Origin of the sequence: Streptomyces sp. NBC_01537 (assembly GCF_045040445.1) — a bacterium.
Classification (GTDB): domain Bacteria; phylum Actinomycetota; class Actinomycetes; order Streptomycetales; family Streptomycetaceae; genus Actinacidiphila.
The window spans coordinates 8,191,788-8,210,336 of sequence record NZ_CP109392.1 but is presented as its reverse complement, the minus strand read 5'-3'; the positions used below and the strand labels follow the sequence as shown (position 1 = coordinate 8,210,336).

Annotated in this window: 15 protein-coding genes; 12 read left to right on the top strand and 3 right to left on the bottom strand. The window is 72.8% G+C overall.

The genetic code is table 11. The features are described from left to right. Window positions 1-50: 50 nt before the first annotated feature. The 7 genes from OG607_RS37740 to OG607_RS37710 are packed head-to-tail and all read left to right on the top strand — an operon-like array spanning window position 51 to window position 12,081. Window positions 51-998: a TauD/TfdA dioxygenase family protein gene (locus OG607_RS37740; RefSeq protein WP_405733503.1), complete on the top strand. Its 948-nt coding sequence runs from the start codon at window positions 51-53 to the stop codon at window positions 996-998. Beyond that, window positions 985-2,718 (top strand): condensation domain-containing protein, encoded by a 1,734-nt coding sequence (locus OG607_RS37735; protein ID WP_405733500.1) that lies wholly within the window; start codon window positions 985-987, stop codon window positions 2,716-2,718. The genes OG607_RS37740 and OG607_RS37735 overlap by 14 nt, the downstream gene beginning before the upstream one ends. Beyond that, window positions 2,715-3,929 carry an acetyl-CoA carboxylase biotin carboxylase subunit family protein gene (locus OG607_RS37730; RefSeq protein WP_405733497.1) on the top strand — a complete coding sequence of 405 codons (1,215 nt, stop codon included), beginning with the start codon at window positions 2,715-2,717 and terminating at the stop codon, window positions 3,927-3,929. The genes OG607_RS37735 and OG607_RS37730 overlap by 4 nt, the downstream gene beginning before the upstream one ends. Continuing rightward, a complete protein-coding gene (locus tag OG607_RS37725; protein ID WP_405733494.1) occupies window positions 3,926-5,683 on the top strand; it encodes a non-ribosomal peptide synthetase in 1,758 nt (585 codons plus the stop codon). The genes OG607_RS37730 and OG607_RS37725 overlap by 4 nt, the downstream gene beginning before the upstream one ends. Window positions 5,684-5,723: 40 nt before the next feature. After that, window positions 5,724-7,073: an MFS transporter gene (locus tag OG607_RS37720; RefSeq protein WP_405733491.1), complete on the top strand. Its 1,350-nt coding sequence runs from the start codon at window positions 5,724-5,726 to the stop codon at window positions 7,071-7,073. A 17-nt stretch (window positions 7,074-7,090) separates the two neighbouring features. Beyond that, the gene (locus tag OG607_RS37715) at window positions 7,091-8,137 is read left to right on the top strand and encodes a TauD/TfdA family dioxygenase (RefSeq protein WP_405733488.1); all 1,047 of its coding nucleotides are present in this window, start codon (window positions 7,091-7,093) and stop codon (window positions 8,135-8,137) included. Then, entirely contained in the window at window positions 8,134-12,081 is a 3,948-nt protein-coding gene (locus tag OG607_RS37710; RefSeq protein ID WP_405733485.1) for a non-ribosomal peptide synthetase, read from the top strand. Before OG607_RS37715 ends, OG607_RS37710 begins: the two co-directional genes overlap by 4 nt. A 79-nt stretch (window positions 12,082-12,160) precedes the next feature. Here the strand turns inward: OG607_RS37710 and OG607_RS37705 are convergent, their stop codons facing one another. Next, window positions 12,161-12,778, bottom strand: coding sequence for an MBL fold metallo-hydrolase (locus OG607_RS37705; RefSeq protein WP_405733482.1), 618 nt, complete (start codon window positions 12,776-12,778; stop codon window positions 12,161-12,163). 42 nt (window positions 12,779-12,820) lie between these two features. Here OG607_RS37705 and OG607_RS37700 point away from each other — a divergent pair, with 42 nt between their 5' ends. The 5 genes from OG607_RS37700 to OG607_RS37680 all read left to right on the top strand — a co-directional run bounded on the left by OG607_RS37700 (window position 12,821) and on the right by OG607_RS37680 (window position 16,907). Continuing rightward, window positions 12,821-13,207 (top strand): hypothetical protein, encoded by a 387-nt coding sequence (locus OG607_RS37700; RefSeq protein ID WP_405733479.1) that lies wholly within the window; start codon window positions 12,821-12,823, stop codon window positions 13,205-13,207. 158 nt (window positions 13,208-13,365) lie between these two features. Beyond that, window positions 13,366-14,082, top strand: coding sequence for a cysteine hydrolase family protein (locus tag OG607_RS37695; RefSeq protein ID WP_405733476.1), 717 nt, complete (start codon window positions 13,366-13,368; stop codon window positions 14,080-14,082). A gap of 38 nt (window positions 14,083-14,120) precedes the next feature. Continuing rightward, entirely contained in the window at window positions 14,121-14,837 is a 717-nt protein-coding gene (locus tag OG607_RS37690) for a cysteine hydrolase family protein (RefSeq protein ID WP_405733473.1), read from the top strand. Between the two features lie 49 nt (window positions 14,838-14,886). After that, window positions 14,887-16,506 (top strand): regulator, encoded by a 1,620-nt coding sequence (locus OG607_RS37685; RefSeq protein WP_405733470.1) that lies wholly within the window; start codon window positions 14,887-14,889, stop codon window positions 16,504-16,506. Further along, window positions 16,503-16,907 (top strand): AtzH-like domain-containing protein, encoded by a 405-nt coding sequence (locus OG607_RS37680; protein WP_405733467.1) that lies wholly within the window; start codon window positions 16,503-16,505, stop codon window positions 16,905-16,907. Before OG607_RS37685 ends, OG607_RS37680 begins: the two co-directional genes overlap by 4 nt. On the opposite strand, the gene OG607_RS37675 is transcribed toward OG607_RS37680, so the two are convergent. Together OG607_RS37675 and OG607_RS37670 are read right to left on the bottom strand one after the other, a co-directional pair. Continuing rightward, the gene (locus OG607_RS37675) at window positions 16,846-17,451 is read right to left on the bottom strand and encodes a YdeI family protein (protein ID WP_405733465.1); all 606 of its coding nucleotides are present in this window, start codon (window positions 17,449-17,451) and stop codon (window positions 16,846-16,848) included. The two genes, OG607_RS37680 and OG607_RS37675, sit on opposite strands and share 62 nt — an antisense overlap. Window positions 17,452-17,657: 206 nt before the next feature. Then, window positions 17,658-18,470 carry a metallophosphoesterase family protein gene (locus OG607_RS37670; protein ID WP_405733462.1) on the bottom strand — a complete coding sequence of 271 codons (813 nt, stop codon included), beginning with the start codon at window positions 18,468-18,470 and terminating at the stop codon, window positions 17,658-17,660. Window positions 18,471-18,549 lie beyond the last annotated feature (79 nt).

Below are 18,549 nucleotides of genomic sequence, written 5' to 3'. Positions count from 1 at the left end.
CGTCGACGCCCGTCCCTTCACCCTGGACCGCTACCGAAAGGTCTTCTGTCATGCAAGGGGTCAAGTCCGGTTGGCGTCCCGTCGGACGCACGCAAGTCCTCGCTCGGCGCGACCTCGTCGCCGAGAGCGACCACTTCGCCATCCGTCCGTGCGGGCCCACCATCGGTGCCGAGATCTCGGGGCTGTCGCTGGTCGCGCCCATCCCGCCGGCCGCGCGGGCCGACCTGCGGCGGGCCTTCCGGGACTGGAAGGTGCTCTTCTTCCGCGACCAGCATCTGTCCAGCCGTGACCACGTAGAGCTGGCCCGCGTCTTCGGCGACCCGCTGTTCCTGCCGATGCCGGACAAGGGCGACTTCCCCGAGGTGACCCGCGTAGCCGCGGGGCCGGGCGAACCCGGCGCCGAGAACGTCTGGCACAGCGACGGCTCGGGCGACGAGAAGCCCTCGCTCGGCTCGATCCTGCGCGCCCTGCACGTCCCGCCCGCCGGTGGCGACACGCTCTGGGCGGACATGGTCGCGGCCCACGACGGCCTGCCCGACGACGTCAAGGAGCGCATCGCCAACCTGCGCGCCGTGCACGATCCGCTGACCATCTACGACGGCTACGACGAGGTCGCGCGGGAACGCGACGGCCGGGGCATGTTCCCCGTCAGCGAACACCCGGTGGTGCGGGTGCACCCGGAGACCGGGGAGAAGATCCTCTACGTGAACCGCTTCTACACCACGCGCATTCTCGGCGTGGACAAGGCGGAGAGCGAGGAGCTGCTGGCGTACCTGTGCGACCAGGCGCACTACCCCGAGTACCAGGTGCGCTTCCACTGGACCGACGGCGCCGTCGCCATGTGGGACAACCGGTCCACCCAGCACTACGCGGTCTCCGACTACTACCCGCAGACCCGTGTGCTGGAGCGCGTGAGCATCGCGGGCGACCGTCCCCAGGGCCCGCGGAGGCCGCTGCGCAACGCCGTGCGAAGGGAAGCCTGCGTTGCGAACCGTTGACCCGACTACGACCGTTCCGTCGACGGACCCGTCGACCGATCCGTCGACCGACGAGCGCCACCGCGTCGTGGCCGGGCTGTTCGCCGAGGTCCTCGGGCTGGACGCCGACGAGCTCGGGCCCGACGACGACTTCTTCGACGAGGGCGGGAACTCGCTGCTGGCCACCCGCCTGGTGAACGCGGTCCGGGCGCGGTTCGGCGTGGAGCTTCCGCTCAAGGCGCTGTTCCGGGCTCCGACGGTCGCCGGGTTGGTGGCTTCCATCGGCTCGGCGCCGAGCCCCCGCCCAGCGCTCGTCCCGCGGGACAGGTCGGGGCTGGTCGCCGCGTCGTTCGCCCAGCACCGGCTCTGGGCCGTCAACCAGTTCGAAGCGACGGGCGGCGTGTTCAACGTGCCGATCGCCGTGCGGATCCGCGGCGCGCTCGATGCCGGTGCGCTCGCCGCCGCGCTCCGCGATGTCGTGGTCCGCCACGAGAGCCTGCGTACGGTCTTCGTCGACGTGGACGGCGTGCCCTGGCAACGGATCCTGGAGCCCACCGCGGTGCGGGTGCCGCTGCGCCGGGAGACGGTCGCGGACGCGGACCTGCCGGCCCAGCTCGCCGCCGCCGCGCGGCACGTCTTCGACCTGGCCGTGGCCCTGCCGATCGCGGCGTGGCTGTTCTCCACGGGGCCCGACGAGCACGTCCTGCTCGTCGTGATGCACCACATCGCGGTCGACGACGGCTCGGTGCGGCCGTTGTTCCAGGATCTGTCCCGGGCCTACGCGGCCCGGTCCGAGGGACGGGAGCCGGCGTTCGCGCCGCCGCCCGTGCAGTACGCGGACTACGCGGCCTGGCAGCGCGAGCTGCTCGGCGCCGAGGCCGACCCGCGCGGCCTCGGCAACAGTCAGATCCGCTACTGGCGGTCCGCGCTCGCCGGCGCGCCCGACGAGCTCGTGCTGCCGTTCGCCCGGCCCCGCCCGGCGACGCCGTCCTACCGCGGCGACCGTGTGGCCGTCACCGTGGACGCCGAGTTGCACGCGGCGCTGGCGGCGCTGGCCCAGTCGACCGGCACCAGCCTCTTCATGGTCGTCCACGCCGGGCTCGTGGCGCTGCTCCGCAGGCTGGGCGCGGGTCCCGACATCGTCGTCGGCGCCCCGGTGGCCGGGCGCACCGACGCGGCCTTGGACGACGTCGTCGGGTTCTTCGTCAACACGCTCGTGCTGCGGGTCGACTGCGCCGGGCGACCGGACCTGCGCACCGTGCTCGACCGGGTCCGGGAGGCGGACCTGGAGGCGCTCGGGCACCAGGACGTCCCGTTCGACCGCCTCGTCGAGGCGCTCAACCCGCCGAGGTCGCTCGCCCGGCACCCGCTGTTCCAGGTGATGCTGACGATCTTGGGCGACGACGGCGAGCTGCTGCGGGCCCCCGGGCTGTCCTGCGCCGAGGAGCGCATCGAGCTGTCCTTCTCGCGGTACGACATGTGGCTGGGCCTGGTGGAGTCGAGGTCTCCCGGCGGCGAGCACGCCGGCCTCTCCGGGGAGCTGCGCTACAGCACGGACCTGTTCGACGCGGCGACGATGCGGGACCTGGTCGACCGGTTCGTCGGAGTCCTGCGCGAGCTGGCCGCGGACCCGTCTCGCCCCGTCATCCCCACCGCGCAGCCCATGACGCCGGCCGCCGTCCGGCGAAAGGTGCTCGCGCATCCGGCCGGACCAGAAACAGGGAGGGAACGCACGTCATGATCGTGAACGTCTTCAGCATCGGATCCGCCCCGCCCAACGCCATCGCCGAGGCCGCGGAGCCCTACGGCGGCTGCACGTTCGTCGTCGAGCCGGATGACGCCGCCGCGCTCGCGTCCGTGCCGGTCCTGCAGGAGCTCGGCGAGGTCGTCGTCGCCGACGGTGTCGACGCGTGCGTCCGCGCGCTCGCCGGGCGGGTCCCGGCCGGGGTCGTCACGTTCGCCGACCGGGGCCTCCGGCTCAGTGCCGGGCTCGCCCGGCACTACGGGCTGCCCGGCCTGTCGGAGAAGGCGGCGGAATGGTGCTGCGACAAGATCGCCCAGCGCGAGCGGCTCAACGCGTGCGGCGTCGGCGACGTGCCGACGGCGCCGCTGCGGGGCGGCGTCTATCCGGCCGAGGTACCGATGCCGGCCGTCGTCAAGCCGCGCGAGGGCGCCGGCAGCGAGGACACGGCCTTCGTCCACTCCGCCGAAGAGTTCCGCGACCTGATGACGCAGCTGTCCCCGGACCGGCCCTACGTCGTCGAGCGCTACATCGAGGGCGTCGACACGCCGTTCGGGCCGTTGCTGACGGACTCGGTCTCCGTCGAGAGCGCCGTCGACGCCCGCGGCGCGGTCCGGCACATCGGCGTGACGCTGCGGCTGCCGCTCGCCCCGCCGGCCCGCGACACCGGCCTCGTCTTCCCGGTGCACCGGGACAGCCCGCTCACGGGGACCCTGCTGGAGCTCGCCGCCGCGGCGATCGCGGCGGTGGACTTCACCGCCGGCATCACGCACATCGAGTTCAAGCTCGGGCCCGACGGGCCGGTCGTCATCGAGGTCAACGGGCGGCTCGGCGGCGGCCTCTACCGGCTCATGCCCCGGGTCGGGACCGTCGAGCCGGTGGGGCTGGCCACGGCGCTGGCGGTCGGGGAGCCGCTGCCGGACGCGTTCGCCGAGCCCACCGGCCACGCCATGCACTACTACGCGCAGCCGCCCTACGGCGCTGTGGCGGTGTCGGCGCTGCCGTCGCCGCGGACCGTGCGCGGCGTGCCCGGCGTGTTCGGCGCCGACCCGCGCACCCGGGCCGGCGCGCCGGTCCACTGGCGGCAGGGCTCGGCCGGTCGCGTCTACGACATCTGGATAGCGGCAGACACGCTGGCCGAGCTCGACCAGCGGAGGGCGGCCGTCGACGAGCTGCTGGAGCAGACGACCGAGTGGGAGTACGAGCGATGACCAACGTCTCGTTGTCCGACCTCTCATTGTCCGACCTGTTCGAGCGGCAGGTCCGGCGCACGCCGGACGCGTGCGCGATCCAGCACGGCGAGGGCGCGCTGACCTACGCCGAGCTCCTCCGGCACAGCACGGCGCTCGCCGCGGAACTGCACGCCGCCGGCGTCGGGCTGGAGCACGTCGTCGGCCTCGACCTGCCGGTCGGGCCGCGGCTGGTGGCGGCGATGCTCGCCGCCGGGCGGCTCGGCGCGGCGTTCCTGCCGCTCGACCAGCGCGACCCGCGCAGCCGGCGGGACCACCTGCTGGCCGACGCCAGGCCCGCGGCGGTGGTGTTACAGGACGGCCTCCTCGCCCCGGACGCCCCGCCGCAGCGGCTGCTGGACCGGGTGCCGCGCGTCGCGTCCCCGGCCGCGTACCTCAACTACACCTCGGGCTCGACCGGGGAGCCCAAGGGCGTGGTCAACGAGCAGCACGCGATCGTCAACTACATCGAGGCCGCGATCGCCGAGTACCGGCTCGCCCCGGCCGATCGGCAGTTGCAGTTCTCGTCCATCGCGTTCGACATCGCGCTCGAGGAGGTGTTCACCGCGCTCTGCTCGGGCGCGACGCTCGTGCTGCGGGACGAGGACTTCCGCTACGAGGACGTGGAGGACTTCCTGCGGCTGGTCGACGAGCGGGGACTGACCGTGGTCAACCTCCCGACCGGCGTCTGGAACCAGTTGGGCCGCGCGCTCCGGCAGGTCCCGCACGTGCGGCTGCCGGCGGCGGTGCGGCTGATGATCATCGGTGGCGAGGCCGCCGGCCCGGACGCGGCCGAGGCCTGGCACGCGGCGGCCGTGCACCCGGAGTTCCGGATCGTCAACACCTACGGGCCGACCGAGGCCGCGGTCGCGGTGAGCTTCGCCGAGTTGACCGCGGGCGGCCCGGTCACCATCGGCCGCCCCATCCGCGGCGTCGGGCTCGTCGCCGTCGACGCCGACCTGCGCACGGTGCCCGACGGGGAGATCGGCGAGCTGCTGATCAGCGGGATCGCGCCGGCGCGCGGCTACCTGGACCGGCCGGACGAGACCGCGGCGCGGTTCGGCACCACGGCCGACGGCGCCGAGGGGCGCTGGTTCCGTACCGGCGACCTGGGCCGGGTCCGGCCCGACGGGCTGATCGAGTTCCACGGCCGCGCGGACGACCAGGTGAAGGTCCGCGGCGGGTTCCGGGTGGAGCCGGGCGAGGTCGTCAACGCGCTGCTGACGCATCCGGGCCTCGTCGAGGCCGCGGTGCTCCCCGTGGACCTCGGCGCCGGCCGGACGCTGGCGGCGTTCGTGGTCGCGGTCGACGCCGCGGCCCCGCCGCGCGCCGCCGACCTGCGCGACCACCTCGCGGCCCGGCTGCCCGACTTCATGGTCCCCGCGTCGTTCACGCCGGTCGCCGCGATCCCGCTGACCGACCGCGGCAAGGTCGACGCCGCGGTACTGCGGGCCCTGCTGAGCGAGGTGCGGTCGCGCCCGGAGCCCTCCGGAAGCGTCGCGGCCGCCGTCCGGGAGAGCTGGGCGGCGGCGCTGGGCGGCGAGCCCGAGGACGAGTCCGCGGACTTCTTCGACGACGGCGGGGACTCGATCGCCGCCGTGGAGTTCCTCGGGCAGCTGCGGGCCCGTCTCGGGCAGGCGCCGCCGCTGCGCGAGCTCTACCGCGCGCCGCGCTTCGGCGACGTCGTCCGGCAGCTGACCCAGGACCCGACCGACGCGTCCGTCACCGCCGCCTAGCGGCGTATCCCCCCTATCCATCGAGCAAGAGGTTTGCCCCATGCCATTGGTCCTGTCACGGCTGAAACGCTGGCCGTTCACTCCCGGTCAGGCGAAGTTCCGCAAACTGTGGGCGGCGGAGTCCGTCTCGCAGATGGGCGCGCAGGTGAGCATGGTCGCCTTCCCGCTGGCGGCCATCCTGATCCTGAACGCCGGCACGGTGCAGGTGGGTTTTCTCGCCGCGGCCGAGCGGGCGCCCTACCTGCTCTTCGGCCTGCTGGCCGGGGTCTTCGTGGAGCGCTGGAACCACCGCGTCGTGATGATCGCGGCGGACTGGACCCGCGCGGCGGCGATCGTGACGATCCCGATCCTCGCGTGGACCAACCACCTGTCGATCGCCCTGATGTGCGTCGTGGTGTTCGTGGTCGGGGTGGCCACCGTGTTCTTCGACATCGCCTACCAGAGCATCCTCACCTCGGTCGTCGACCAGCGCGACCTGATCAACGCCAACCGCCTCCTGGAGAGCAGCGCCGTGGTCTCCCAGGTCGGCGGCCCCGGTATCGCCGTGCTGATCCTGCGGGTCCTGTCGGCCCCCTACGCCATCGTCGTCAACGCCGCGACGTTCGCCTTCTCGGCGCTCTTCCTGCACTCGATCGGGCAGGTCAGGGCCGAGCCGGAGGAGTCGCCGGAACCCGCGTCCATCCGCCGGGAGCTGCTCAGCGGGCTGGTGTTCATCCGGAAGACCCCGTTCCTGCGCTGGATCGCCCTGATCGCCGGGACCTGGAACCTGCTGCTCCAGGCGCTGATGGCGGTGTTCTTCGTGTTCCTGTCGCACGAGCTGCACCTGAGCGCGTCGGCCATCGCCACGGTCGTGTTCGTGGGCGCCATCGGCGGCGTGTTCGGCATCGCCGTGATGGGGCGGATCAACGCGTGGTTCGGCGTCGGCCCCACCGTGTGCATCGCCACCGGGGCCAGCGCCGTCGGCGGCATCGTGCTCGCCTTCGCCGGCGGCGCGCCCACGCTGGCGGCGGTCGTCGTCGGGGCGGCCTTCTTCCTCCAGAACGCCAGCAATCCGCTGTTCGACGTCAACGTCATCACCATCCGGCAGACCATCACGCCGCAGCACCTGATGAGCCGCACGACGGCGGCCATCCGCACAATCATCTGGGGCGCGCTGCCGCTGGGCGCACTCGTCGGCGGTTTCCTCGGCGCGGCCATCGGCACCCGCTCCTCGATCGTCGTGCTCGGCGTGGCGCTGCTACTGCCGGCCGGCCTCACGCTCATCTCGCCGATCCGCAAGATCCGGGCGATCTCGGACGTGGAGCCCGAGCCTCCGTCCACGGATTCGTCCACCAATCCGAACGCCGATCCGGTTCCGGGTGCCGCCGAGCGCCCGCTCAAAACTGCCTGATTACCACAGGGGAGATCGTGAACGTCAACGCGCAACAACGTCCAGCACTCCGGGACATCCGCCGCCGCACCGTTGCCGTGGCGGACGGCCCGGCGGTCACCGTCACGCCGCCGACCGCGGAACGTCTTCCGGCGACAGTCACGGCCGACGTGCCCGGCGTCGACCTGGCCGCCTGGCTGGCGGCGAGCCGCGAGCCGCTGCGGGAACTGCTGCACAGCCACGGCGCGGTGCTGTTCCGCGGCTTCGGCATCTCCGGCGCCGAGGGCCTGGAGCGGCTCGTTCTCGCCGTGTCGCCCGAGGCGATGAACTATGTGTACGGATCGACGCCGCGCACCCGCGAGATGCGTCAGGTTTACACGTCCACCGAGTACCCGGCCAGCGAGTCGATCCCGATGCACAACGAGCTGGCCTACGCGACGATTTGGCCGATGCGGCTGTGGTTCCTCAGCGACAGGGCGGCCCAAACCGGCGGTGCGACGCCGCTGGCCGACAGCCGCCGGGTGTACGAGCGGATCCCGCAGGACGTCCGGGACCGCTTCGCGGCGCACGGCGTAATGTACGTGCGCAACTACGGCAGCGGCATGGACCTGACATGGCAGCAGGCCTTCGAGACCGAGGACCCGGCCGAGGTGGAACGGTTCTGCGCGGACTCGGGGATCGAGTTCACCTGGCTGCCGGGCCGGCGGCTGCGGACGCAGCAGGTCGCGCAGGCCGTCGTGCGGCACCCGGTCACCGGCGAGTGGGCCTGGTTCAACCAGGCGCACCTCTTCCACACGGTCAGCCTGCCGGCGGACGTACGCGGGTCGCTGCTGGAGGCGCTGGACCCGATCGATCTGCCGCGCAACGCGCTGTACGGCGACGGCACGCCGATCGAGGACGAGGTGATCGCCACGATCAACGCGGCGTTCGACGCCGAGTACCGCGCGGAGGCCTGGAGCGACGGCGATGTGCTGCTGATCGACAACGTGCTGACCGCGCACGGCCGGCAACCGTACACCGGACCGCGGAAGGTACTCGTGGCGATGGCCGAGCCGGCCTCGTCGGTGCCGGGCGGTGAGCGATGAGCGCCGGCACCGTGGACGCGTTCGCGATCTCGCCGCAGCAGGAGCTGACGTGGCGGAAGGCGGAGTCGCGGGGCGGGCGGGCGGTCCCGGTCACCGTGGTGGTCGAGCTGCGCGGTCCGCTGGACCTGGATCGGTTGTACGGCGCGGCCCGCCGCGTCATCGAGCATCACGAGATCCTGCGGACCGAGCTGCGGATCCTGGACGGCTACGTGGCGCCGGCCCAGGTGATCCGGCCGCACCCGGAGCAGGTGCCCGGCGCCGAGGCGGACGCCGCTTCGGCGGGCGCCGCTTCGGCGGGCGCCGCCGAGGACTGGTACCCCGAGGCGGTGGTCGAGTCGACGCCGGTATCTCTGGCGGTGCGGCGCGTCGGCCCGAATCGGCACGTGCTGCGGCTGCGGGCCTCGGCGGCCGTGCTGGACCGTGCGGGCGCGGCGGTGCTGATCGACGAGCTGGCCCGGGCCTACGCTGGCGCCGGCGCCGGCGCCGGCGAGGATCCGTTGCAGTACGCGGACCTCGCCGAGTGGCTGCGGGAGCGGGTCGGGGACGGCCGTTTCGAGCACCCGCGCTACCTGCGCGAGGTCGACGACGACACCACCGCGCTGCGACTGCCCTTCGAGCTGCCGGTGCGCTGCGGTGATGGCAGCACGGCCGCCGCCGCGATCGAGCTGGCGGACGTCCTCCCGCCCGACAGCGCCGACCGGCTCGCCGCCGTCGGGGGCGACCTCCGCGACCTGCTGCTCGCCGCCTGGCAGGTCGTGCTGCACCGCTACACCGGCGCGGACCGGCTGCTCACCGGGCTGGTGGACGGCGGGCGCTCCGCACCGGAGCTGGCCGGCGCGCTCGGCCCGCTGGCGAGGCTCTTGCCGCTGCAGGTCGCCGTCGCCGCCGACACGCCGTTCCGCGACCTGGTGCGGCGGTGCCACGCCGCCTTCGAGCACGCCGAGGGCGAGTCGGAGCTGTTCGACGCCGCGTGGTGGTCGACCCGCGACACCCTGGACGTGATCGCCTTCGACCACGTCGACCTGGGCGCCCCCCGGGCGGCCGGCGACCTGCTGTTCGCGCCGGTCGCCGTCCACGGCGTGCACCCGGGCGCGGGTCTCGCGCTGCTCGTCGACCAGGTCGGGGCCTGCGCCGCGCGGGTCGCGCTCGGCTACGACCCGGCCCGGTTCACCGAGGCCGACCTGGCCGGGCTCGGAACGGTGCTGCGCACCGTGCTGGCCCACGCGGTCGCGGACCCCGACACACACGTCGGCGCGCTGCGCGTCTGGCCGGACGGTGCGGACCAGCCGGACCGGGCCGTCGCGGAGATGCCGGCCGGCGGCGCGGTGCGCCTCGTGCCCGCACGCTTCGCCGAGCAGCGCATGCGGAACCCGGACGCCACCGCGGTCGAGGATTCCGCCACCACGCTCAGCTACGGGCAGCTGGACCGGTTCGCCGACCGCCTGGCCGCCCGGCTCGCGGCCGCCGGGGCCGGTCCGGGCTCGGTCGTCCCGGTCCTGCTCGAACGGGGCGCGCCCACCATCGGCGCGATGCTGGGCATCTGGCGGGCCGGTGCGGCGTTCACCGTCCTGGACGACACCACGCCGCCGGGCCGGATCGCCGCGACCCTCGCCGACACCGGGACCGGCGTCGTGGTCACCAGCGCCGCGTTGGCGGGGCGGCTCGCGGAGTCGGCCATACCCTGCCTCCTGATCGAGGATCTGCCGGACGAGGAAGCCCCCGCAGCGGTCCGGTCGGATCCCGATCCGGCCGCCCTCGCCTACGTCGTCTACACCTCCGGCAGCACCGGCCGGCCCAAAGGCGTGGCGGTCAGCCACGGTGCCCTGGCCACCTACGTCCACGAGGTCGGGCAGCGGCTGCCCGGCGCGGCGGGATCGTCGTTCGCCGTCATCACGACCGTAGCCGCCGACCTGGGGTACACGGCCGTCTTCTCGGCTCTGGCCTCGGGCGGGCGCCTGTCCGTCGTGCCGCGGTCGGCGGCCACCGACCCGGCCGAGCTGTCGGCCTGGATGAGCGATCGCGAGATCGACTGCCTGAAGATCGTCCCTTCGCACCTGGCCGCGCTGCTCAACGCCGCCGAGGATCCGGCCCGGGTACTGCCGCGCCGATTGCTGGTCGTCGGCGGTGAGGCGTGCCCGATCGACCTGGTCGAGCGGGTCGCGGCGATCGCGCCGGAGTGCGTGGTCGTCAACCACTACGGCCCGACCGAGACCACCGTCGGGGTCTGCACCTTCCCGGCCGGCGCGTCGCCCCTCGACCCGCGGGCCAGGACCGTACCGATCGGCACCCCGCTGCCGGGCACCCGCGCCGCGGTCTGGGACGGCACGGGCCGGCCGGTGCCGGCCTGGATGCCGGGGGAGCTGTACCTCTCCGGTGCCCAACTGGCCGACGGCTATCTGAAGCAGCCGGAGCGGACCGCGGAGCGCTTCCTCAGCGCGCCCGCCGCGCCGGGTGGTGCGCCGGTCCGCTGGTACCGCACAGGCGACGTGGTCCGCGCCCTTCCCGGCGGCGAGCTGGAGTACCTGGGTCGTACCGACGACCAGCTGAAGATCAACGGCTACCGGGTCGAACCGCAGGAGATCGAGGCGGTGCTGCGCGGACACCCGGGCATGCGCGAGTGCCTGGTCACGGTCGCGGGCCCGGATCGGGTGCTTACCGCCTTCGTCGCGCTGGAAGCGAGCGGGCCCACGGTCGAGGAGCTGAGCGGGCACCTGCGCACCGTGCTGCCCGAGCACATGGTCCCGAAGGCGTTCGCCGTCGTCGCCGCGCTGCCGCGCACCGCCAACGGCAAGGTCGACCGGGCCCAGCTACTGGCCATGGACAGCACGGCGGGCCGCGCGGCGGCCGCGGTGCCCCCGCGCGACTCGCTGGAGCTGCGAATCCTCGAGATCTGGAGGGCGATGCTGGGCTCGGACCGGTTCGGCGTCACCGACGACTTCTTCGCCGTGGGCGGGCACTCGCTGCTGGCGCTCCAGCTGCTGGCGGCCGTGTCCCGCAAGCTCGGCGCCCGGCTGCCGATCTCGGTCCTCTTCGAGAACGGCACCGTGGAGGGACTCGCCAGGGCGGTCCGGGCCCAGGCCGAGTGGCAGTCGACGGTGCTCGTCCCGATGCGTCCCGATGGCACCCGGCCGCCGGTCTACTGCGTCCACGCCGGTGGCGGGAGCGTCATGGGCTACCTCGACCTGGTGCGTGCGATGCCGGCCGACGTCCCGGTGTACGGCCTGGAAGCGGTCGGGCTGGACGGCCGGCGCGCGCCGGTGCCGCACGTCCGCGAGATGGTCGAGCAGTACGCCGCCGAGATCGGCCGCCGGACCGAGGCCGACGCGGTGCCGAGCACGATCGTCGGCTGGGGCCTCGGGGCTGTCTTCGCCTACGCTCTGGCCGAACGGCTGCGCGGCCTCGGTCACCGGATCGGGACGCTGGTCGTCATCGACGGCGCCGCGCCGGACACGCGGGCGCTCAGGGCGGTGGTCGAGGGTACCTCCGACGACGACTACTACGCGGGCATGACCAACCGACAGATCGTCGAGCGGTTCGCGGCGCACTACGGCCTGCCGCTGACCGCCGCCGACCTCGCGGGCCGCTCCGTCGCGGAGCAACAGGCCCTGCTGGCCGCGGCGATGCGGGACCGCGACGTACTCACCCCGGACGCGGGCGCCGAACACTTCGAGACGCTGTTCGCGCTCTACCGGTCGAACATCGCCGCCTGCCAGGAGTATGTGCTCGGCTTCCGGCCGGAGTTCGGCGACTACGACGTGCTGCTGGTCCGCACCGACGAGGAGTCGGCCGTCGTCGGGCCGGACGGTGCGCTCGGTTGGCGGACCCTGTTCGGCGACCGGGTCACGCAGGTCTGGCTCCCCGGCGACCACTACTCGGTCATGAAGCCGCCGATCGTCGGCCGGCTGGTTCCGTTCATCGACAAGGCACTCAGCGGCCTCGCGTAGTGGCCTGAGTGAGGCTCCCGCCGGACCGCGGTCGTCCCCGTCCGGGTCCGCGCGGGAGCCTCACGCCCGCCTGGTCGTTCTAGAGATCGGCCGATGCCCCGGGGAGCAGGCGCGTGTAGGGCGCGCCGCTGTGGTTCCCCAGCCACCAGTCGACGTTCTCGAACCCGCGCTCGTTCACCGTGGCGTCGTGGATGGCGAACGCGCGGCCCGGCTTGACCGCCCGCGTGAACTCCACCGCGAGGCCGAGGTGCAGCCACGGCCCGGCGACCGGCACAAGCAGCGTCTCGACCGGCTCGTCCGGGACGAACAGCGAGTCGCCTGGGTGATAAACCCCTTCGACGACGAAGCCGACGTTGGCGCAGCCGGGCAGCTCGTCGACGATGTCGGCGTGCCGGCCGCCGACGACGCGCACCGTGAAGCCGCCCGCCGAGATCGTGTCGCCCGCCGCGACCGGCGTCGCCCAGTCGCCGAGCGCGGCCGCGACGTCGGCGGGGGCGTGCACCGTGAGACCGGGGTTGGCGGCCCGCGCCGCCACGAGCTTGTCGGTGTCGATGTGATCGTCGTGCTCGTGGGTGACGAGCACCGCCGCAACCCCGGACAGGGACTCCGGCTCGGTGTAGATGCCTGGATCGATGACGAGCGAGCGGCCCTCGGCCTCGAGGCGCACGCACGCGTGACCGTACTTCGTCAGACGCATCGCAGCATCCTATCGGACCGGCCGTCCGTGGCCCCGCGGTAAGTGCCCACGTACGCCTACGAGTTCGCCGAGAGCGACACGCCCTGCTTCGCCTCGGTCTTCCTCCTCCAGCACAAGAGCGGGACGGCCAGGGTCCTGACCTACGGCCGGAGAAGCGCACGGGCACCCTGGACGCACCGGCGCGCCCGCTCCCGCGTCGCTTCTCCGGCCTCGTTCATCTTCGCCGAGCTCTTCGAGCAGGCCCGGTCGGACGGCAAGCTGCCCGGCCACGTCGACACCGCACACCTCGCGCGGCCGGCCCAGTCGATGGTCAGCGAGGGCGCCCGCCACTGGGCCGCGGGCGTGTACGGCGACCGGTCCTTCGCCGAGATCGTCGGCCGGGACATCGCCGCACTCGTCGCCGGTTTCAGCGGGCACGCCGTGGCGTGACCGACCGGTCGCCTCCCTACGTCTTCTTACGTCATCCGCCCGTTACTCCGCGACGTTCCCGGTGAAACATGGGCGCTGATAATCAGCCGTACACATTCCGCGTTCTCAGCTCGTGCGCCACCTTCACGCACCCCCGGCTTCCAGCGACTGGGGCTTCGATGGACATGAACGCGCACGCCGTAGTGGGACCGGTTTCCGCCGATCCGTACCCATGGCCCTACGACACGTCCGTACCCGCGGCCCGCGTCGCGGTGCTCTGCATCGACTGGCAGACGGACTTCTGCGGCCCCGGCGGCTACGTGGACGCCATGGGCTATGACATCTCCCTGACCAGAGCCGGACTGCCGGCGACGCAGAAGCTGCTGGCGCATGCGCGCAGCACGGGGATGCTGGTGGTCCACACGCGGGAGGGGCACAGTCCGGATCTGGCGGACCTGCCGGCGAACAAGCGGTGGCGGTCGGCGCGGATCGGGGCGGAGATCGGCGGGGCGGGGCCGTGCGGGCGGATCCTGGTCCGGGGGGAACCGGGCTGGGAGATCGTATCCGAAGTGGCCCCCGTTCCCGGGGAGGTGATCGTGGACAAGCCGGGCAAGGGGGCGTTCTACGCGACCAACCTGGACCTGGTGCTGCGCAACCGGGGCATCACCCATCTGGTGCTCACCGGGATCACCACCGATGTGTGCGTGCACACCACGATGCGCGAGGCCAACGACCGCGGTTACGAGTGCCTGATCCTCTCCGACTGCACGGGTGCCACCGATCCGGCCAATCACGAGGCCGCGCTGCACATGGTCACCATGCAGGGCGGCGTCTTCGGCTGCGTCTCCACCTCCGAGGAGCTGATCGCGGCGACGACGGTTCCGGCCGCGCCGTAACGCAAGCCCCGTCACGCCCGACCGAAGGACGGCCGCAGATGGCAACTGTCCCGCCACCGCTTCAAGTCGACGCCGCTCCCTACCCGTTCTCCTTCGACCCCTTCGCCACGGCACTCGTCCTCATCGACATGCAGCGGGACTTCCTCGAGCCCGGTGGATTCGGCGAGAGCCTGGGCAACGACGTGAACGAACTACGGCGCACCATCGCCCCGTTGCGGGCGGTGCTCGGCGCGTGCCGGGCGGCCGGGATGACCGTCGTGCACACCCGCGAGGGGCATCTTCCCGACCTGTCCGACTGCCCGCCGAGCAAGCTCCTGCGGGGCAGCCCCAGCCTGCGGATCGGCGACCCGGGCCCGAAGGGCCGCATCCTGGTGCGCGGCGAGGAGGGCCACGACATCATCGAGGAGCTGTACCCGGTCGCCGGTGAACCGGTCATCGACAAGCCGGGCAAGGGCGCTTTCTACGCAACGGAGTTCGGCGATCTGCTCGCCTCCCGGGGCATCCGCAGCCTGGTCGTCACGGGCGTCACCACCGAGGTGTGCGTGCACACGACGGTCCGCGAGGCCAACGACCGCGGGTACGAGTGCCTGGTGCTGTCGGACTGCGTGGGCTCGTACTTCCCGCAGTTCCAGCGCGCGGGGCTGGAGATGGTCGCCGCCCAGGGCGGCATCTTCGGCTGGACCGCGGAGTCGGCGGCGTTCCTCGCCGCGCTGGCCCCCGTGACGCCGGCCCCCGTGGCACCCCAGCTGTCCTGACCCACCCCAGCCCCTCCACCGCTCCGCCCGCACGAAGGGTGATTCCGCCATGCTCACTTTCCGCCGCAACCCCGCTCCCGAGCACTCCGACAGCACCCCCATGCCGCTGCCCCTGTGGGTGCGGGGCGACACCAACGCGTTCTTCGGCCTCGGCGTCAACGTCCTGGTGAACGTACTGACCCTGACCGGGCTGTGTCTGGGCGTGCTGCATCTGCGCGGGCACGACGTCTTCCACACGATCCTGCCCGCGCTCGGCATCGCGCTGATCGTCGGCAACATCTACTACGCCGTCCTGGGCCGCCGCCTCGCCCTGCGGGAGGGGAGGCCGGACGTCACGGCGCTGCCCTACGGGCCGAGCGTGCCGCACATGTTCATCGTGGTGTTCGTCATCATGCTCCCGGTCTACCTGAGGACCAAGGACCCGCTGCTGGCCTGGAAGGCGGGGGTGGCCTGGGCGTTCATCATCGGCGTCATCGTGCTCATCGGCGCCTTCGTCGGTCCGTACATCCGCCGCTACGCACCCCGCGCGGCGCTGCTGGGCACACTGGCCGGTATCTCGATCTCCTTCATCTCGATGCGGCCGGCCGGGCAGATGTGGGACAAGCTGTGGATCGCCCTGCCGGTCCTGCTGCTGCTTCTGATCGGCCTGATGACCGACATCAGGCTGCCCGGCAACATCCCCATCGGCCTCGCCGCGCTGCTGGTGGGCACCGCGATCGGCTGGGCCGGCGGGGCGATGTCCGGGTCCGAGGTCTCGGCGGCGGCCGGTGACATCGCCTTCGCGCTGCCCGGCTTCCACTTCGGCACGCTGTTCTCGGGCCTGGGCGACACCGCTCCGCTGCTGGCCACCGCCATTCCGCTGGGCGTCTACAACTTCACCGAGGGCATGACGAACGTCGAGAGCGCGGCGGCCGCCGGCGACTCGTACAACCTGCGCTCGGTGCTGCTCGCCGACGGCGCCGGCGCCGTGATCGGCTCGGCGCTGGGCTCGCCCTTCCCGCCCGCGGTGTACGTCGGCCACCCGGGCTGGAAGAAGGCGGGCGGGCGTACGGGCTACTCGCTGGCCACGGGCGCGGTGATCGCGCTGATGTGCTTCCTGGGCATGTTCGGGCTGCTCGGGGCGATCTTCCCGGTGGCCGCGATCGTGCCCATCCTGCTCTACATCGGACTGCTCATCGGGGCCCAGGCGTTCCAGTTCTCGCCGAAGGCGCACGCGGCGGCGGTGGTGGCCGCGCTGATCCCCAACCTGGCCTCCTGGGCCGTCGGCCAGATGGACAACGCCCTGGCGGCGGCCGGTACCAGCGCGGCGAAGGTGGGCGAGGCGAACCTGGAGTCCGCCGGGGTGGTCTACCACGGGCTGATGGTGCTCGGGCAGGGCGCGATCCTGGCGGGCCTGGTCTTCGGGGCGCTGGTCGCCTTCGTCATCGACAAACGGTTCGTGCCGGCCGGGGTGGTGGCCCTGGTGGGCGCGCTGCTGTCCTTCGTCGGGCTGATCCACGCCCCGCAGGTGGGCTGGAACGAGAGCGGCGGCGTGTCCCTGGGCTATCTGTTCGCAGCCGTGCTGTGCGGCGCCTTCGCCCTCACCCGGCCCCAGGCCCGCGTCCCCGACGCGGAGGAACTGGAGCTGGAGCGGCTGCACGGCGGCACCGTCGCGGAGCCGGCAGCGTGACGGACCAGCCGGAGACCGTCGCCGAAGTGGCGGCGGCCTTCACCGCGTACGAGGAAGCCCTCGTCAAGGACGACCAGGAAGCCGTCGCCGACGCCTTCCGGGACTCCCCCGACACGGTCCGCTTCGGCATCGCCGACCGCCAGACCGGTGCCGACGAGATCCGCGCCTGGCGGCGGCAGCAGCCCCCGCTGCCGCCGGGCCGCACCCTCTTCGACACCAGGATCAGCACCTTCGGGACGGATTTCGCGGTCGTCACCACGCTCTTCTCCTACCCCGGCGGCACCGCCACCGGCCGCCAGACCCAGGTGTGGGCGCGGTTCCCCGAGGGGTGGCGGATCGTCAGCGCCCATGTGTCGGAGGTGCCGGGGGTGCCGGAGGTGCCGGGGGCACCAGGGTGTTGAGGGCCTTGTCGAGCCGTGCCCGCCGGATCTCCGGCGTACGCGCCTGAAGCAGCGGCAGGATCAGCAGGTACCGTCCGGTCTTGTCGAGCGCCTCGAACGCCTTCCCGGCCTGCGGGTTCGCGTCGAGCACCGCCGCGAGATCGGCCGGCACCGTCACCGCCTTCTGCGACTCGTACGCCCGCTCCCACCGCCCGTCCTCCTGCGCCCTGCGGACCTCCGCCAGCCCGGGTTCGCGCATGCGGCCGGCGGCTGTCAGTGCCGCGACCTTGTCCACGTTCACCTGCGACCACAGGCTCCTGGGCCGGCGCGGCACGTACTTCTGGAGGTAGTACTGCTCGTCCAGGGACCGCCGCTGCCCGGAGATCCAGCCGTAGCACAGCCCGATGTCGACCACCTCGTCATCGGTGACCGTCGCGATGCCGGACTTCTTCTTCGCCACCTTGATCCACACACCCTCCTGGCGTGTGTGGTTTGCGGCCAGCCAGCCCTCGAACGCCTCGGCGTCCGCGAAGGCGATGATCTCCACTCCGTCGAGCTCATCCATGCGGTTGAGACTAGGGCCCGTCCGGCCGATCTTGGTCGGATGGGCCGCGGCGTCCGGCGCGGTGCATCGCAAGGCGCCGGGGCGCCCGCAGGGTGGTTTCCTGTGGGCGTTTCGGCAACGCCGCGAGGTGCCGCCCGCCGGGCCAGCGGCTGATGTCGCTGTGGCGTCGCGGACCCGGCCAAGATCGGCCGGACAGGCCCTGAGCCTCAGTTGGCGAAGACCCGCGTCTCGGCGTCCACGATGATCTCCTCGGGCGTGGGCGGCCGGAGCAGCGTGGCGACGAACGTGTCGGCACCGGGGTCGCCCGTGTCCCGGGCGCGGGCGATGGTGGCGGAGACGTCGTAGCGGGTGGTCCGGAGCTGGATGCCGGGGCCGAGGAGGGCCCAGTACGCGGTGCCGGGTTCGCCGTGGTGGTAGGGCAGGCCGACGCTGCCGGGGCCGACGCTGCGGCGGCCGGCGACTGCTCGGTCAAACTGGAGGTGGGTGTGGCCGGTGACGAGGGTGGGGGCGTCGACGGAGTCGGCCAGTTCGGTGAAGCGGGCGGATGTCGTTTCGGGGGTGACCAGTTCGTGGTCGCTGCGCGGCGAGCCGTGGCAGAAGAGCACCGGGCCGAGTCCGTGGACCTCGACGAGGAGGCTGAAGGGGATGCGGGCGAGGAAGGCCATGGCCTCGGGCGAGTGCTGCGCGGGGATCCAGGACTGGCGGGGCGCGGCGGGGGCGCTGGTGCCCGCGGCGATCTCCAGGGCGAAGCGGTCGCCGTTGCCGCGTACGCACAGGGCGCGCTTCCCCAGCGCGGCGATCCGCTCGTAGGTCTGCTGCGGTTCGGGACCCCACGTCAGGTCCCCGCACAGGACGATCAGATCGGCGGTGGCGACATCCGGTTCGGCCAGCACGGCCTCAAGCGCGGGGATGTTGGCGTGGACATCGGACAGCGCGGCGACCCGGGCGACGGGGCCGTGGCGGCGCGGCGGCCCTTCCCAGCTCGCGGGGCCGTAGAAGGCGTTGTCGACGCCGGTCATCGCTCATTCCCTCCGGTTTTCTTCATTGTCATGCACAGGCAGTTCTTATGGCGGCTCTTTTCCTGACCTGACCTTTACC

What these genes read in the sequence shown, in the direction of transcription:
- OG607_RS37730 (WP_405733497.1), top strand. Translation starts at nt 2,715, where the DNA reads ATGATCGTGAACGTCTTCAGCATCGGATCCGCCCCGCCCAACGCCATC.
- OG607_RS37705 (WP_405733482.1), bottom strand. Translation starts at nt 12,778, where the DNA reads ATGCGTCTGACGAAGTACGGTCACGCGTGCGTGCGCCTCGAGGCCGAG.
- OG607_RS37685 (WP_405733470.1), top strand. Translation starts at nt 14,887, where the DNA reads ATGCTCACTTTCCGCCGCAACCCCGCTCCCGAGCACTCCGACAGCACC.
- OG607_RS37725 (WP_405733494.1), top strand. Translation starts at nt 3,926, where the DNA reads ATGACCAACGTCTCGTTGTCCGACCTCTCATTGTCCGACCTGTTCGAG.
- OG607_RS37720 (WP_405733491.1), top strand. Translation starts at nt 5,724, where the DNA reads ATGCCATTGGTCCTGTCACGGCTGAAACGCTGGCCGTTCACTCCCGGT.
- OG607_RS37675 (WP_405733465.1), bottom strand. Translation starts at nt 17,451, where the DNA reads ATGGATGAGCTCGACGGAGTGGAGATCATCGCCTTCGCGGACGCCGAG.
- OG607_RS37740 (WP_405733503.1), top strand. Translation starts at nt 51, where the DNA reads ATGCAAGGGGTCAAGTCCGGTTGGCGTCCCGTCGGACGCACGCAAGTC.
- OG607_RS37690 (WP_405733473.1), top strand. Translation starts at nt 14,121, where the DNA reads ATGGCAACTGTCCCGCCACCGCTTCAAGTCGACGCCGCTCCCTACCCG.
- OG607_RS37670 (WP_405733462.1), bottom strand. Translation starts at nt 18,470, where the DNA reads ATGACCGGCGTCGACAACGCCTTCTACGGCCCCGCGAGCTGGGAAGGG.
- OG607_RS37710 (WP_405733485.1), top strand. Translation starts at nt 8,134, where the DNA reads ATGAGCGCCGGCACCGTGGACGCGTTCGCGATCTCGCCGCAGCAGGAG.
- OG607_RS37695 (WP_405733476.1), top strand. Translation starts at nt 13,366, where the DNA reads ATGGACATGAACGCGCACGCCGTAGTGGGACCGGTTTCCGCCGATCCG.